The sequence below is a fragment of the Streptomyces sp. NPDC002870 genome, assembly GCF_042888505.1.
Lineage (GTDB): Bacteria > Actinomycetota > Actinomycetes > Streptomycetales > Streptomycetaceae > Streptomyces.
Map to the genome: position 1 here is coordinate 45,547 of NZ_JBIAPW010000024.1, position 14,889 is coordinate 60,435.

A 14,889-nucleotide genomic window follows, 5' to 3' on the forward strand; every position below is an offset into this window, starting at 1 on the left:
TCACCCTCCGCGGGTACCGTTGGAAGCTGGTGACAACGTGAACGCCATGAACGCCGTCGGGAGATGAGGCATGGCCACGAAGAAGCGCACACCCAACCCTGCGCTTGCGGGGTTGCTTGACCAGGCGAAATTGACGCGGACGCAGCTTGCGCAGCGCGTTAATCGCCTCGGCGTGCAGGCGGGATTGGATCTTCATTACAGCCAATCCACCGTTTCGCACTGGATTGCCGGTGCGCGGCCGAAACCCGAGGCCAGGGCGCTAATCGTTGAGGTGTTGTCGGCGCACCTTGGTCGGCCGGTCACGCATGCCGAAGCTGGCCTGACGCCCGCTCCGTCCGTCTTGAGGTCTGAACCGGCGGACACTGTCGAGGAGTTGATTGACCTCGGAAGGGCGGACATGGACCCATCCCGTCGCGGCGTGCTCGCCGCAGGCGTGTTCTCGGCGGCACTGGCCGTTCCCGGCTTCTCCGGCGCTGCGCATGCTGCTGATCAGCCCGTGAGTCCCGGTAAGAAGACGATTCGTATCGGTGCTTCGCAGGTTCAGGCAGTGCGCACCATGACGGAACGGATCGCGGACATCCTCGACGAACTCGGTGCGGGGCATGCCCGCCCCATGGCTGCCGCGTTCATTGTCAACACCGTAGGCCCTTGGCTACGTGCACAGGCGACTGAACGGGTTCGCCTCGACATGCTTGCCGCAGCATCCGACCTCACGTACCTGACGGGGTGGATGGCCATGTACGAGAAAGCCCACGGCCTTGGCCAGACCTATTACGTCAAGGCATTGAAGCTGGCGAATGAGGCGCAAGACCACGTGACCTACTGCCGGACGCTGCGCGGTATGAGCTTGCAGGCGTCCAACCTGGGCTACGGCCAGAAGTCATTGGAGCTTGCCGACTCGGCCGCGGAAGCGGCGCCCGCCGCAGGGCCTCGACTCGTGGCGTTCCTGCGGGGGCAGCAGGCACACGCCGCGAGCATGGTCGGCGATCGACAGTTGTCGCACAGGCGTCTGCGGGAGGCCGAGGCCGCACTATCCAAAGCCGACAGCCGGCGAGATGCGATCGGTGGGTACGATCAAACAGCGTGGCTGTTCCACGTTTCCCATGTGCTGTACGAAGAACGCGATCTTCCCGGCAGCATCAAGGCTCTTCAGCAGTCCATCAAGGTGCAACCGAAAGTGGAGCGCCAGGGGCGCGTGCACTCGTACGCGTTGTTGGCGCAGCGGCAGTATGCCTTTGGACATCTCGACGCCGCCTGTGACTCCTGGGGGCGGTTCTTGGACGAATACGAGCATGTCTCTTCGGCTCGCGGTGACGACCACTTCGAGACGATGACCACTCAGCTGCGGAGACATACGAACACCCGGCCGGTTCGAGAACTGGCCGGCCGCGCCCGCGAGGTGGCGGCGTTGAAGAACTGACGGGGAACCCTGAAAGCACAACTACGCCCCCCGTACGGCCACGCAGGGCCGTACGGGGGGCGTAGCTGTGTCACTTGGTGGCGAACTGCCAAAGGGACAGGGTGAGGCCGAGGGCGCCGACCAGGGCGGCGAACGAAGGAAGCGGCCACCGGGAGCGTTCGAGGGCGTCGAGTCGCTGGTCGTGGTCGGTGAGCTGCCGGTCGGTCTGGTCGCCGCGTTGTACGAGCAGGGCGAGCGATCCGTCGACGCGGGCGAACCCCGGCCCGCAGCAGCTTCATAGAACCGCGCCGTTCCGGTTCGGCGCTGCCCTACAGTCGCCCCGTGGACGCTGGCGTTGCTGGGCTCATCGGAGCCTTGGGTGGGGGAATTATCGGAGCGACCGAGGCGTGGGGGGCCGCGCTGATCGCCTTCCGCGGAGGCCGCTACCAGGCGGACCAGCAGCGACAGAGCGCTCATGAGCAGTGGCTGCGACAAATCCGCCGAGACGCCTACACAAGCTTTCTTACGACCGTCGGCATGCTGGCCCAGCAGTTGGCGACGGCCGGCCCGGTGTACTGACCCGTGAGGTTGGGGACGCGGCTGGCGGGTGGCTTGCCTCCCAGCGCGGTGTGTCCGCGGTGGTGATTGTAGGTGTGGAGCCACCTGGGGAAGGCGTCGCGTCGTTCCTGTTCGCTGCGGTAGGGCTTCGCGTAGGCCCACTCGTCCAGCATGGTGCGGTTGAGGCGTTCGACCTTGCCGTTGGTTTGCGGTCGGTAGGGCCGTGTGCGCTTGTGGGTGATGCCGGCCGTGGTGAGCAGGTCACGCCAGTCGCACGAGCGGTAACAGGAGCCGTTGTCGGTCAGGACCCGCTCGACGGTGATCCCTGCTTGCGCGAAGAATGCCTGGGCCCGGGCCCAGAAGGCGGTGGCGGTCTCCTTCTTCTCGTCGGTGAGGATCTCGCTGTAGGCGAGGCGGCCGTCAGACTCGGCGGGCCCGCCTACCTAGAACTCATTGAGCAGGCGGCCAGCCGGGAGAACCGTCGTGAGTTCCATGAGACGTTGCGTGCTTACATTCGGCTGATCACGCCCTTCGTTGACGCGGCGGCCACAGCACTGAATTTGACGTAGGCGCACTGGTGAGCACGATTCGGAGCGGCTGGACCTTAAAGCACAAGCTCAGCGGCCGGGACAGTCGCCGTCACATCCTTCGCCCTCGTACGCCGGTGCAGCGACCTACTCCCCAGACAATGACCAGCGGCGCGTGCCAACTGCAGGTTCCGGGCTACCGCCGGTACCTCGTACCAGGTCGGCTTCCCGGCCGACTCGGGCATCGCCTTGCCAGGGACATACAGGTCTTCGCGCTCGAAGCTCATGGGGTGCCAAGCAGGGCCCGGATGCTGACGATCGGCGGAAGCCGAGGAACCGGCCGGGTGCCCCCTCACCTGGCCGGGGTCGCTCGGACAGAGCGCGGCAGGGATAACGAGGCACGGCGGTAGTGAAGTTTCACCAGTCACCCGACACCACGGGCTCTAACCCGTCGCCAACTGCCGCGGGCGAGGACGGTCCGTCACCGGACCGGACGCCGTCTTCTCGTGGATCACAGGGTGACGGCGCCCAGGATGTTCACGCCGTTCAGTGACGGCACGAACCAGAAGCTGGCGTTGGCGCAGCGGACCGCGTAGGCCCCGGTGGAGGTGGTCGGGTGGGGCAGCAACAGGCCGAGGAAGTAGGTGCCCGGAGTGGTGGGCAGGGTGAGGGTGCCAGTGATGGTTTGGGTCGCAGGGTCGGCGGCGGTGTCGACCGTGCTGACCGTCCGGCCGAACGAGTCGAGCAGGGTCAGCAGGGCGGACCTGGGATGCTTGGGTGCGGCGAAGCCCCGGTTGACCAGGTCGACCTGGACGGACAGGCCGGACGAGAGCTTGGCGCAGCGGGCTTGCCAGATCTCGATGCGGTAGCCGAGGTGGTCGCGGATGTAGTCGAAGTGGGTCCGGGCGACCGAGTTGCCGGAGGAGTCGGTGAAGTAGCCGTCGGAGACCGGCAGCTTGGCCGCTGTGGCCTGGGCCTTGGTGAGGGTGGTCGTCTTCCAGGCGGGGAGCGTCACGGTCGCGTTGTGGACCATGGAGAGGGTGTCGAAGCGCAGGGTCTGCAGCCGTTTGGCCGCGCTCAGGCCGTCGATCACCGTGCTCCAGGCGTACGGGTCGCTGGCCGCAGCCGGTTGCTTGTTGGCCCAGGGCATCTCGCCGTCCACCATGTGGGTGGGGGTGACGTCCAGGTACGTAGGCCAGTAGGAGCTGGACGGCACGTAGAAGTCAAACCCTCCGCCGCCGAGAGTGAAGTAGTCGTTGTGGTAGCCGACCCTGGCCTTGACGCTGGAGGTGCCGATGTTCTCCCGCAGCCACGGGTAGCGCATCTGCGTGTCCATGCCGGGGGAAGCGCGTCGACCAGGCTGGTCATGATGGCCGTTGTGGCGTCGGGCCAGTTCTGGTGGTTGTAGTAGTTGGGGCCCCACTCGCCCCTGTCGCCGACGAAGCCGGCCTGCCAGACCGCGATCACGTCGCGGTTGGCGGCGACGATCGGCTTGAGCTGGGTGATGTGCCTCTGGATGTCCTGCACCGTGTACTGCTAGTCGGGCCGGCGGCCGTCGTCGTAGACGAAGCGCAGTACGGCCTGGTAGCCCTTGGAGCGCAGGCCGTCGAGGACCTTCTGGATGTTGGCCAGGGCGCTGGAGGGGATCGTGGTCGTGGCGTAGTCCCACAGGTAGAAGTAGAGCTGGGTGAGGTTGGCGCCGGCGCCGTACTTGGCTTCGAGCAGGCTCAGCGCATTCGCGCAGTCACCGGCGAGGTCGGCCTCCCACGGCCAGGGGCTGGTCAGGTCCTTGGCGTTGTAGGACATCTCGTAGCGGAAGTCGCGCGAGGGGTTGGCCAGGCCGGTGGCGCCGCGGTTGTCATCGGGACGGATGCCGCGGAGGGGGACGGTCGTCCAGGTCGGTCGGCCGCCGCGCTACCGCTCACACCGAGGGCGGCGCTCACGCCGGTCAGGCCGGCCAGGGCGAGGGCCCTGCGCCGGGACAGGGGATGACTCATGGTTTCCTCCAATGGATGGGGGCGGATGAATCAGTCACCGAGCTCCGGCTGGTCGCGGAGCTCGACGTTCGGGATGGAGGGGACGCGATCCAGCTCGAGGACGATCAGTTCATTGCTGCCGGGGCGCAGGACATCGGGAAGATGTTGGTGGGTCACGGGCCTTACCTGGTGGATCGGCAGGACGGGAGTATCCACCACATCCCTGCCACCACATACGTCGCCGATGTCTGGGAAGATCTCTACCTCCAGCAGATCAGGGGCGTCCGGCCGCCCGATCCGCTGGTCGTGGCCGTTGAGGCGCTCGTGCACTCCGAGGGGACCATGGCCGCGATGCGCCACCTGCGGAAGCAGGCCCCGCTGTTGGGGCTGCAGCAGGCGAAGGCTTATGTCATGGCCATCCGTGCCCTCCGCCGCCCATCAGCACCCTGGCCGGCCCGGTTCAGTAGCGGTCCGGCAAACGGGACGAGATCCTGGCCGTGCGGCTGGCCCTCGCCGGGGGAGTCGACGAACCATGATGCCGATCATCGCCGGCCCACTCTCCCTGGCATGCAGGAACTCCGCATACAGCTCCCGCTGTAGCTCCCCGGCCGCACCTCCCGCGCCACGGTTCACCGATACCTGAAAGCACATGCGGCAGGAGCCGCCGTGCTCCGCCTGCGGCCGGCCGTCCAGTCGCATCGGAGTCCCGCAAGGTCCGGCCCACTGGCCGGTGTGGTTCGATCGGCGCTGCGAGTGCTTTCTCACCCCATCGAGGCAACTACCGGCGCCCATCGATGAGTTCTCGTCGACGCACGGCAGGCTACCGATGCGATCGGCCAGTTGGCACGCTCGGCCGCAATCCCCGAGTCGGGGGAGTGAGACGAACGTTCCGGTGGCATGACCCCTGAGGGGACGGTGGGGAGCGGGGGCGGATTGTGCGGCTGATCGTCGTGGCGCTGGTGACTCTGGCGTGTTGGCTGACGGCACCGGCGGAGGCGTACGGCGCCGTGGGAATCGCGGGCGACTGTGCTGATCACCGGCTCGCCTCCGCACGCGCCTCCGCGTCGCTGCGTCTGCTCCACCACGGCCGTACGCACAGCAGGGCCGAGAGCGTGATGACCGTGCGCGTGCCCACGTCGTGGCCGCTGACGCCGAAACTCCTGATGGGCGAGGGCAGCGGAGCGTACCGGCAGGCCCTGGGCTGCCTGGTGCGGGAGGAAGCCGGTGCCCAACTGCTCCGCCCGGACGAGTGGAGAAGGGCCCCTCCCCGCATCACCTCCGACGGCAAGGAGGTGCGCATCCGGATGGAGACGCACGCCGGGGTCGACGCAGACCATGTGGCGCTCGGGCCCTGGCGGATCGAGACGGGACTGACCCGCTGGACCATCCGGTTCAAGGCACCCGAGGCCCTGCGGGCCGCGCGGTGGGACACCATCGAGATCGACCCGGGCACGCAGGGCGCGGAGTGGGCGCGGCCCGAGCCGTCGGCCGGCCGAGGCGCCCACGCCCTGGTGTGGAAGCCCTCGACGGGGTCCGCGCGATCGATTCCCGAGATCGCGGTACGAACGACCCCGCCTTGGCAGCGGGCGTGGGCCGCACGCGACGGCCGAGACATGAACAGCGTCGGTTTGTTGGGCGGCCTGGTCTGGATGGTCGGGATCGCCGCGGTCGCCACCACGGCGGCCCGATCGGCCCGGCGCCGACCGGCGGGCGCTCTGGGCACGCCGGAGGAGACGAGCGCCGCTCGACGACTGGTCGGCTGGGTGTGGCTGAGCCCCGCCCTCGCCGTCTTGAACGGGTTCGCGGTCGGCCTGCCGAACGATGAGGCCGTCCTGGGGGTTGCCCTGTCGGCGGTGGCGGCGGTCGCCATGGCCGCGCTGTGCCACCGTGGACTCGCCGTCGTAGCGGTGACCGGATCTCTCGGGGCCGCGGCCGTCACCTCGGTCCTTGTCTTCTCCTCCACCGGGGCCCTCATCACGGCGAACGTGCTCGCTCAGTCGGCCCTGGGCCCTGCTCTGCGGCGCCCTCGCCTGGGCCCGGCAGCTTTCGGCGCCGCACCGGCGACCCGGACTGCCCGTGCTGGTCCCGTTGTCCGTGGCGCTGGCGGCCGTACTTCGGCTGTCATCTGTGGCTGTCGGAGCGCGGATGGGGCCGTGTGTCCTGGCTCAGTGACCCGACCACCGACGAGTACGCCACGCGGCACGGCGAGCATCTGACCAGCGGGTTGCAGGAGCTGGCGGCCGACGGCGCCAGCTGGCTGCTCGGCTACGACACCGTCCTGACAGCGCTGGCGATCGTCGCACTGCTGCGGGCACGCGGCACCGCGCCGCAGTCCCAGCACGCTGCCCCGGCCGCACCGGACATCCTGCTGATGATGCTGCTCTACACCGCCTTCGTCACACCCCTGATCGGGTCCTACCTCAACAACGGCGCCCTTGTATGGCTCCAGATCGGCCTGGACATCGCCCTGCTGGGGTTGCTCCTCATCGTCGGCGGCCGGCGGCCGGCGGTCGACGCTCGCGCAGCGCCTGGATGTCTCCAGACGGCCACTGCGCGAAGTCTTCGCTGAGGCACACCGTTGACCCGGCCGCCGTAGAAGTCCGCCTGCTCCACCACCAGCGGCCTCTCCGGCCGCCACGACCCTTGCGACATCTCCCTGTCCAGGGCGATGTAGGAGTGCACCGACGCCAGCGAGGCGTAGTCGATCCAGGTCGTGCGTAACTTCCGCCCCTTGGCCGCCAGCTCCGGGACCACCCAAGGGATCGGCACCTCGGTCGGCTCGGCGGGCAGCGGCGGAACCTCATGAACCAGCAAGTGAGTGAGCTCCCGGCTCCGCATCCCGGTGCCCAGCACCAGACCACCCATCGCCGCGTTCCGGCCCGGGAACCGGCCGCGGAACGACGCGTCCTCCAGCCCATCCGGGCCCAGCCCGGCCAGGCCGTAGCGGAAAAGACCGGCGAAGTCCGACTCCAGGTACTGCACCTTCACGTGCGGCTTCGGCCGCCGCAGTCGGGCCCGGTTGTGTCGGGTCTCCACCAGCCGGCCCTGCACCATCCGCTTGCCGGTGGCCACCGTGAACGGCACCGCCGCGGCCAGGCCCTCACCCGCGGCCCAGTCGTAGAACCGGCTCAGCGCCGTGACCTGCAACTCCCACGACGAGAACTCCAGCCGCTCGTTCAACGGCCCCGACAGCCGACGGTCCGCGTACGTACCGAGCGCGGCCACCAGCTCCTGCCGCGTACCGAACACCGCGACACGGTGCCGGCGCAGATGCGTATGCCAGTGCCGGGCCGTAGCGCGTACGCCCGCCACGAATTCGGCGACGGCGCCCCGCTCGACGGCAGCGTACGAAGCCAGGAGTTCACCGCCCGCGTCGCCCGCGGGCCGCCCTCGTCCTCGAACAGGAAGTCCTCGTCGAACAGCACCGGCATCCGCTCAGGGATCAACGGCTCGCCATCGAGCCCCCAAGACTGCCAGCCCTCGGCAGAGAAGAAGTGCACCAACACGCGGCGGGACGGTACGTCCGCGACACGCCCCTCATCAACTGCTAACCCCACGTCCGATTAACGGGAGTTGAGGAATGTGAGACACGCCAAGAAAGCAGCGACAAACTGGGTACAGACCTCGGTCCAGAGCGCCGACAAGGGCCAGCACGACCGCATCCCGGGCCAGTCCAGCCACGTCGGCCGCCTCGCCTGCACACGACACGTCGCTTCTCTCGGGGTTGCTCGGAGTTCGAGTCCGGGAAGCACGATGATCGTGCAGCTCAGGCGCGTGTGTCCGCGGTCGTTGGGTGAGCGACAGGTGTCGTGGACCGAGGCCGTGGCTTCCTGGTGTTGTTCTTCGAGAGCCTGCTGGCGCATCTGGCTGGCGACTACCTCATCCAGTCGGACTGGATGGCGACGGAGAAGGTCAAGCGGTGGTGGCCCGCGATCGTGCATGGCACCACGTATGGGCTGCCGTTCCTGCTAATCACGCAGTCCCCGCTCGCACTTGCGGTGATCGTGGCGACGCACGTTGTCCTGGACCGCTATCGGGCCGCGAAGTACCTGGTCTGGGCGCGGAATCTGCTGGCCCCTGCCTCGCGTCGGGTCGCTTGGGCCGACGTGCAGAAGAACCAGGGCTCGCCCGTGGCCGTGCCGTCCGGCCTGGCGAACGCCCTGGTCATCGTTGCTGACAACACTGTGCACCTGGCGATTAACGCCGCCGCCCTGGCGTGTTGGGGGTGATGGCGACGACTTGGGTCAGGGGACAGGACCGGAATGCGCCTGAAACCTGCCGTGGCGACCGGTAAGCACCGGTGGTGGGTGGCCGAGCTTGGTGTGTGGTGACGGTCGACCGGCTTGGTTTGCGGTCCGGAATCGCGGTTGTCGACCAGATCACTCCGTGATGGGCAGGCACTCGGCGAGCAGGTCGACGACGTCACGCCACGCTCGCTGCGCGTGCCGTGGGTGGTAGCCGACGCCGGGGACCACGGTGTGGTCGACCGGTGGGTGGTGGAAGGCGTGTAAGGCGCCGCCGTAGACCACGAGGCGCCAGTCGACGCCCGCGGCCTGCATCTCGGTGGTGAATGCGTCCCGTTGCGCGGGCGGCATGATCGGGTCTTCCGACCCGACCCCGGCCCACACTGGGCAGCGGATGCGCGCCGTCTCGCCCGGTCGGCCCGTGGTCAGTGCGTTGACTGTCCCGATCGCGCGCAGGTCGACGCCGTCGCGCCCGAGTTCCAGCGCGATTGCGCCCCCGGTGCCGTAGCCGACGGCGGCGATCCGGTCGGGGTCGGTCCGCGGCTCGACGCGGAGCACGTCGAGCGCCGCGTGGCCGATGCCTCGCATCCGGTCGGGGTCGGCGAGCAGCGGCATGCAACGGGCAAGCATCTCCTCAGGGTCGCCCAAATAGCGCCCGCCGTGGAGGTCGAAGGCCAGCGCCACGTATCCCAGCTCGGCGAGTACATCGGCCCGGCGGCGCTCGACGTCGCTGAGCCCCGTCCCCTCAGGCCCGACCAGGACCGCGGGCCGGCGGTCGACACCGGCCGGGAGCGCGAGGTGCCCGATCATCGTCAGGCCGTCGGCCGCGTATTCGACCGTGCGCGTTGTAACCGTCGTCATGAGCCTGGACTGTAGTGATCGCCGGGCCCGGTCGGGCCGGTGTTCTGCTGCTGGCAGAAGGCAGGTCTCTGGCGTATTCCGGAACCGCCCCGTCAGCGGTTCAGCTGCGCCATCAAGTCCCGGTTCGCGGCGCGTGCGGCGGCGAGGTCCTCGTCGCGCTCGGCGAGTTCGGAGCGGAGGTCGAGGATCCGCTGCTCCAGCTCGCCGATGCGGCGGGTGAGTGTTTCGACGTCGGCGGGGGCACCGAGCCCGGAGGCTTCCCAAGCAGCCTGTCCAAGCGCTTCAGACAGACGTCGTTCGAGCCGGGTGATGTGCGCGGACAGACGGCCGTTGCGGGCCGTGAGGTTCGCGGTGTCGGCCAGCAGCGACTGGCGGCTGACCTGCGTTCCGGCCGTCGCGCCGGGAGGCGGCTCGCCCGCTCGGGCGAGAACGGCCGCGTGCAGGTCACCGTGCCGGTGGATCAGACTGCGGTGGACGCCGGCGGCGCGGGCAACGGAGGAGACGGTGATCTCCTCGCCGTCCGCGGCCAGCTTGTCGAGGACCTTGAGGACACGGGTCCGCCGCCGGTCGGAGTCCGCTGCCCGTGCTCGGGCCAGGTGGTCCGGTGATGAGCTCACGTGTCACGCTCCAGCCGCAGGTCCGGCTCCGGCGGGCGGATGCCGGGCATGCCCAGGGAGACGGTGCGGGTCTTGCGCAGGGTCCGCGTGGCCTCCGTGATCTGCTCGCGTTCGTCGTCCGTGAGCCCGTCCAGGTCGGTCTCGACGCGACGGATCAGTGTGCGGATGCGCTTGATTTCCTCCTCGGAGGGAGTCGCCTCGGTGCGGGCCCAAGCGTCCAAGTCGGTTGCTGCGGCCAGGCGTTCGCGATCCCGGAGCAGAGTGTCGAGGTAGGTCCGCAGCTCCGGCAAGTACGACGGGTCGGTGCGGAAGTGGTCGCAGCCGACGCAGCGGAACCGGAACGGGCAACCGTGGCCGCCGGCCTTGACGTTGCTCGGCTCGATGCAGATCCCGTAGGGGACGGACACCTGGCCGATCCGCAGGCGGGCGTGCTCGTGCTCCAGGAGCTGGCGGGCCTGGGTCCAGATCCGGTTGCCGTGCCGGTCGAGCTGGTGCGAGACGAGTTTGTCGACCGCGGACCGGGTCCGCTTCTCAGTGACCCGATAGTAGGTTTGTGTAGTTTGCAACGATCTATGGCCCATAAGCTCACGGAGCACATCGGGCAGGGTTCCGGCGTCGGCGTGCCGTTGGGCGTAGGAGTGGCGGTAGGAGTAGGGCACGACTTCCAGCTTTGGGAACTGGGTGCCGTCAGCCAGCAGCCATGGGGGCATGGCGTTGACCCAGCGGCGGTGGACGTTGCCGATGTGCTGCATCCGGAACGGCTGGGTGCCCTCGGAGTTCCGTCGGGGCCGGGGAAGAGGACCAGCTTGGAAAGCTCGGTGTCCGGGAAGCGGGCGCGGATGGTCTTCTTCTGCCGGACGATGATCTCTGCGGTGGAGTCCGGGATCGGCAGGCGGCAGCCGATGCGGTTGTTCTTGAAGTCGGTGTAGACGAGCACGGATTTGCCGTGTTCGTCGGTCTCCATGCAGTCCCAGGGCAGGCACCCGATCTCGTCGGGGCGCCGACCAGTGTCGACGAGGACCTCGATGGCGGCGCGAGCGTCGTCGCTGCCGTCGCGGATCTGGTCGAGGGTGGGCAGTCGCTCGCAGAGCTGGCTGAGGATCTCCTTCGGCAGGGCTCTGCCCCGTCCTTCCTCGGTGATGACCGGGGGCATGTCATGCCTTCGCAGCGCGAAGTCGTCGGGCAGCTCAGCGAGGATCTCGCCGGGCCTGGTCAGACCCAGGTCGCGGATCTCACGCAGGAACCGGCCGGTGAAACGGCAGATCGTCGTGCGGCGGAAGGCGCTGATCTCGCCGGTGTGCGCCAGATGAGTCACATACTGCGTGAACGCCTCGATGTCGCTTCGGCCGAGCGCGGTCATGTCCGCTCCGCCGTCCTGCCGGGACCGGACCAGAACTCTGCGAGAGGTAGCGAAGGCAGAGGATCATGTCGGAGAGCTGTTGGGGATGTTCTTGCCGTAAGGCGCCACCGCCAGGTTCGAGGAGAGCTGACCGCTGACCCGTCACGCCTGCGATGCCCAGTCCTCCAGATGAGGGCCGGGCATCGGCGCATCCTGCCCGACTGCGCGCGTGATCGCCTCCGCCGCGACTGCATAGCGCCCCAGCTCGCGCCCGCCCCGAAGCCGGCCCGCCGGGCAGCCCGCGACGCTCCTTCTCCGGTGCCGCGAGATCCGTGGGCATCCCTGTCAGCAGTTCCGCGTCGGCAGTGAGGAGAGAGGCGCACCGATGAGTTCTACCGGCGGTAGAATCATGGGCATGAGTAAGCCGACGAGCATCAAGACCAGCGAAGAAGTGCGCGACAGGCTGCGCATCCTCGCGGACGAGCGCGGCACCACCATCACGGAGCTGCTGGAGGAGCTCGCTACCCGTGAGCTCACGGCTGCCGAGCGGGAGCAGCGCGCCCTCGAGGCCGCTTCCGAGCTTGGCGTCGAGTACACCGAGCAGGTCGCGCAGGCCGGCCAAGACGCCTGGGCGAAGATCCGCGCCCATCAGGGCAGCGCCGCCGCGTGAACCTGACGGCCGTCCTGGACCACACCGCTTTGACCGCCCTCTATCAGGCGGACCCGTTCTTCACCGGCCTGTACATCGAGGCATCCCGCGGCACCGGCCGCGTCCTCATCCCGTCGCTGACCATCTTGGCTGCGGAGCGGCAGGTCGCGGGCGCGGGTAAGCACGCGGCATCCCTGCGGTTCGCGGAGAGCGTTCCGTTCACCGCCGCGCACGCGGTGGACGCGATGGACCGGAGAAACGTGGACTGGCCGGTGGCTCACACAGCTGCGATCGCCTGGCACGCGGTCAAGGCGGGAGAGCCGCTCACGGTCCTTTCGCTGGAGCCCGAGTTGTACGCGGGGACGGGCATCACCCCGCTCAATCCCACCTGATTCGTCGCATCCAGACGCCAGCGCACCTCGCAGGACCGGCGGCTGTTTCCACCGGAAACGGCCGCCGACTGCATTCTCAGCGCGCGTTGCGCAGGTACTCGCGCCGTTCGGTGACCAGCGTGCGCCAGCGGCTGCGGGTGGGCTGCTCGCCGTCCAGCCACCGCGCCGTGGAGTCACCGTTGGGGGAGAGGCCGGCCATGTAGTGGGCGATGTCGACGTAGTACGCGTGGTCGCCGCCTTGGGGGAGGTCGCGCAGGCGAGCGATGGCCGTGGTGAACGCGTGGTCGTTGTCGAGCACGGCGTGGTGGAAGCACATGGCGAGTTCGAGGGCGGCTGCGGCATGGGTGATGCCGGAGGTGTGGATCTCTTCTCGGAGGATTCGGGCGCGGTCCTCGAGGTCCGTCTGTGTTCCGGAGTCGCGTACGAGGGTGGCTATTACCGCGTGTACTTCTACACGCTTGGCCCCGCCGGGTTCGACCCGCGCACCGTCGGCTTCGCCTTCCCCGGCGAGGTCACGGCCATCGGCGAGATCGAGGACATGGCCGAGCGCACCGTGATCAAGCTCTGGAAGGGGCTGGGGGAGTTCCCGGGGTCCGCGGCCGTGCGGTTCTGGCGGGCCACGATGCCCGGGGTGGAGACGGGCACGTACCGCGCGGTGGAGGACCTGGCCCGCAACCGAGTCAACCTGAACAAGGTGATCACCCACTGGCCGGACATGCTGAGGGTCGCCGGGTCCCTGGTCACCAACCAGGTCCGTGCCTACGACCTGCTGCGGATGCTCGGCCGGGAGAACCGGCCGATCCCGCTGGGGCAGGCGTTCGCCGAGTACGGGCGGATCGCCAAGACCCTGCACCTGCTGCGCGTGGTCGACCCGGTCGACGAACACCCACCGGCGGCAGATGAACCGGCAGCTCACCGTGCAGGAGTCCCGCCACAAGCTTGCCCGGGACGTGTGCCACGGCAAGCGGGGCACCGTCCACCAGGCGTACCGCGACGGGATGGAGGACCAGCTCGGCGCGCTCGGCCTGGTCCTCAACGCCATCGTGCTCTGGACGACGCGGTACATCGACGCCGCCGTCGCCCAGCTCCAGGCTGAGGGCCACGAGGTCCGGGAGGAGGACATCGCCCGGCTCTCCCCGATCAAGCACAAGAACCTGAACCTGCTCGGCCGCTATAGCTTCACCGCCAGCGTCCCGGCCGCCGGCGCCCTACGCCCGCTGCGCGACCCGGACGCGCCGGAGCTGGACGAGGACGACGACGGGGCCGGACAGGACTAGGGGTAGCCGACCAGGGCGGTGATGAACGTGCGGGCCCTCGCCTTGGTTCAGCCGCTTCGCGGCCGTCGCGCGACGTTGCCAGGGAGTGCGCGGCGCGATGTCGCTGCCCTTGATCACCTTGGCGAACTCCGGCCTCGGGGAACATCGGTACAGCCGTTGGCGCCGAGAACGACCATGGTCGACTAGGACAATCCGGCCGATCGCGCCGGGGCCCTTGGCGACCTACGGCGGCCAGCCGCCCGCGACCAGTGTGCCGAGGGCCGTGCGCTGGTGGGTGAACGAGCGGCCTGTGCGGGTCGTCGTCGCCATGCCTGCCGATCTGAGCACCGCCGCGTGGGATGAGGTTGTCGCGTTGCTGACGTGGAGGGCGCGGGCCAGGGATGTCGTGGTGTGAGGCTCGGCGAGGAGGCGCAGGGCGTCGAGCCGGGTCGCTGGGGTTGCGGTACTGCGCTGCTGTACGGCAGCCCCGAGCACGAGGTGACAAGTACTTGGGTCCTGACCGCCGTGGTTGCTGCACTTCGCCTGGTACAGCAAGGCGAGTGGGCCGGTGTCCCGCTTGATGGGGCGATTAGTGCTTTGGTCTGCTGGTCTTGCAGGGCGCGGGTGAGGCTGGCGGAGCATGAGCGGTCCGGAAGGGGGATTCGCGACGCCTGTACGGCCTAATGCGGGCTCGCCAGCGGTCACGGGTTGATCGCGGCACTTAGCGTCGGACGCGGCGTTGATAAGCGCCGCGGCGACTCGACTCCAGACGTTCATGACGGGGGCATCAATCGCCGAGTTCATTCGGAGTACTCGAGCGCACTTCGGTGTGGTGCACTACAGGAGGTCTGCATGTCGGGTATCGCGGTACGGGGGGCACCGAAACTGGGGAGTCCGCAGCGAAGTCGTGGGGGTTCGTGGTGGGTGGTGGTGCGGGCCTGGGTGGCGGGAGTGGCGGTCCTGGCCGGCCTGGCCCTTCCGGTCACCCTGGCCACGCCCGCCGCCGCGCAGACCGGAACTTTCGCCTACGTCGCCAACTCCGCAGATGACACCGTGTCGGTGATCGATACG

The 14,889-nt window shown here is 68.6% G+C and carries 14 protein-coding genes and 5 pseudogenes; 9 read left to right on the forward strand and 10 right to left on the reverse strand.

Features of this window, described 5'->3' with window-relative positions; genetic code table 11:
• Window positions 1-70: 70 nt before the first annotated feature.
• On the forward strand, window positions 71-1,420 hold the full coding sequence (locus tag ACFYWY_RS25840; protein WP_389190399.1) for a hypothetical protein: 1,350 nt from the start codon (window positions 71-73) through the stop codon (window positions 1,418-1,420).
• 70 nt (window positions 1,421-1,490) lie between these two features.
• Here the strand turns inward: ACFYWY_RS25840 and ACFYWY_RS25845 are convergent.
• A pseudogene (locus tag ACFYWY_RS25845) lies at window positions 1,491-1,679 on the reverse strand (hypothetical protein); the annotation flags it as partial.
• A gap of 62 nt (window positions 1,680-1,741) precedes the next feature.
• On the opposite strand from ACFYWY_RS25845, the gene ACFYWY_RS25850 reads away from it, so the two are divergent.
• Entirely contained in the window at window positions 1,742-1,978 is a 237-nt protein-coding gene (locus ACFYWY_RS25850; protein ID WP_389190400.1) for a hypothetical protein, read from the forward strand.
• On the opposite strand, the pseudogene ACFYWY_RS25855 reads toward ACFYWY_RS25850, so the two are convergent.
• The 4 genes and pseudogenes from ACFYWY_RS25855 to ACFYWY_RS25870 form a co-directional block, all read right to left on the reverse strand.
• Window positions 1,972-2,385: pseudogene (locus tag ACFYWY_RS25855) on the reverse strand (integrase core domain-containing protein); the annotation flags it as partial. The gene ACFYWY_RS25850 and the pseudogene ACFYWY_RS25855 sit on opposite strands and share 7 nt — an antisense overlap.
• A gap of 610 nt (window positions 2,386-2,995) precedes the next feature.
• Window positions 2,996-3,820, reverse strand: a complete 825-nt coding sequence (locus ACFYWY_RS25860) for a DUF4832 domain-containing protein (RefSeq protein WP_389190401.1) — start codon at window positions 3,818-3,820, stop codon at window positions 2,996-2,998.
• Between the two features lie 59 nt (window positions 3,821-3,879).
• Window positions 3,880-4,290, reverse strand: a pseudogene (locus tag ACFYWY_RS25865) (DUF4874 domain-containing protein); the annotation flags it as partial.
• A gap of 221 nt (window positions 4,291-4,511) precedes the next feature.
• Complete coding sequence (locus ACFYWY_RS25870) at window positions 4,512-4,790, reverse strand: hypothetical protein (protein ID WP_389190402.1); 279 nt, start codon at window positions 4,788-4,790, stop codon at window positions 4,512-4,514.
• A 605-nt stretch (window positions 4,791-5,395) separates the two neighbouring features.
• Between ACFYWY_RS25870 and ACFYWY_RS25875 the strand changes: the two genes are divergently transcribed.
• The 3 genes from ACFYWY_RS25875 to ACFYWY_RS25885 all read left to right on the forward strand — a co-directional run bounded on the left by ACFYWY_RS25875 (window position 5,396) and on the right by ACFYWY_RS25885 (window position 8,689).
• Entirely contained in the window at window positions 5,396-6,676 is a 1,281-nt protein-coding gene (locus ACFYWY_RS25875; RefSeq protein WP_389190403.1) for a DUF6185 family protein, read from the forward strand.
• Window positions 6,616-7,029 carry a DUF6185 family protein gene (locus tag ACFYWY_RS25880; protein ID WP_389190404.1) on the forward strand — a complete coding sequence of 138 codons (414 nt, stop codon included), beginning with the start codon at window positions 6,616-6,618 and terminating at the stop codon, window positions 7,027-7,029. Before ACFYWY_RS25875 ends, ACFYWY_RS25880 begins: the two co-directional genes overlap by 61 nt.
• A 1,240-nt stretch (window positions 7,030-8,269) precedes the next feature.
• Window positions 8,270-8,689, forward strand: coding sequence for a DUF3307 domain-containing protein (locus ACFYWY_RS25885; RefSeq protein WP_389190405.1), 420 nt, complete (start codon window positions 8,270-8,272; stop codon window positions 8,687-8,689).
• 150 nt (window positions 8,690-8,839) lie between these two features.
• Here the strand turns inward: ACFYWY_RS25885 and ACFYWY_RS25890 are convergent, their stop codons facing one another.
• The 3 genes from ACFYWY_RS25890 to ACFYWY_RS25900 all read right to left on the reverse strand — a co-directional run bounded on the left by ACFYWY_RS25890 (window position 8,840) and on the right by ACFYWY_RS25900 (window position 10,934).
• Complete coding sequence (locus ACFYWY_RS25890; protein WP_389190406.1) at window positions 8,840-9,565, reverse strand: dienelactone hydrolase family protein; 726 nt, start codon at window positions 9,563-9,565, stop codon at window positions 8,840-8,842.
• 92 nt (window positions 9,566-9,657) lie between these two features.
• A complete protein-coding gene (locus tag ACFYWY_RS25895; protein WP_389190407.1) occupies window positions 9,658-10,182 on the reverse strand; it encodes a hypothetical protein in 525 nt (174 codons plus the stop codon).
• On the reverse strand, window positions 10,179-10,934 hold the full coding sequence (locus ACFYWY_RS25900; protein WP_389190408.1) for a hypothetical protein: 756 nt from the start codon (window positions 10,932-10,934) through the stop codon (window positions 10,179-10,181). Before ACFYWY_RS25900 ends, ACFYWY_RS25895 begins: the two co-directional genes overlap by 4 nt.
• A gap of 1,002 nt (window positions 10,935-11,936) precedes the next feature.
• Here ACFYWY_RS25900 and ACFYWY_RS25905 point away from each other — a divergent pair.
• The gene (locus ACFYWY_RS25905; RefSeq protein ID WP_389190409.1) at window positions 11,937-12,191 is read left to right on the forward strand and encodes a hypothetical protein; all 255 of its coding nucleotides are present in this window, start codon (window positions 11,937-11,939) and stop codon (window positions 12,189-12,191) included.
• Complete coding sequence (locus ACFYWY_RS25910; protein WP_389190410.1) at window positions 12,188-12,562, forward strand: PIN domain-containing protein; 375 nt, start codon at window positions 12,188-12,190, stop codon at window positions 12,560-12,562. Before ACFYWY_RS25905 ends, ACFYWY_RS25910 begins: the two co-directional genes overlap by 4 nt.
• Before the next feature lie 76 nt (window positions 12,563-12,638).
• Here the strand turns inward: ACFYWY_RS25910 and ACFYWY_RS25915 are convergent, their stop codons facing one another.
• Entirely contained in the window at window positions 12,639-12,860 is a 222-nt protein-coding gene (locus ACFYWY_RS25915) for a hypothetical protein (RefSeq protein WP_389190411.1), read from the reverse strand.
• 306 nt (window positions 12,861-13,166) lie between these two features.
• On the opposite strand from ACFYWY_RS25915, the pseudogene ACFYWY_RS25920 reads away from it, so the two are divergent.
• A pseudogene (locus ACFYWY_RS25920) lies at window positions 13,167-13,839 on the forward strand (Tn3 family transposase); the annotation flags it as partial.
• Between the two features lie 222 nt (window positions 13,840-14,061).
• Here ACFYWY_RS25920 and ACFYWY_RS25925 read toward each other — a convergent pair.
• The gene (locus tag ACFYWY_RS25925; RefSeq protein WP_389190412.1) at window positions 14,062-14,313 is read right to left on the reverse strand and encodes an ArsR/SmtB family transcription factor; all 252 of its coding nucleotides are present in this window, start codon (window positions 14,311-14,313) and stop codon (window positions 14,062-14,064) included.
• A 357-nt stretch (window positions 14,314-14,670) separates the two neighbouring features.
• On the opposite strand from ACFYWY_RS25925, the pseudogene ACFYWY_RS25930 reads away from it, so the two are divergent.
• Window positions 14,671-14,889: pseudogene (locus ACFYWY_RS25930) on the forward strand (YncE family protein); the annotation flags it as partial.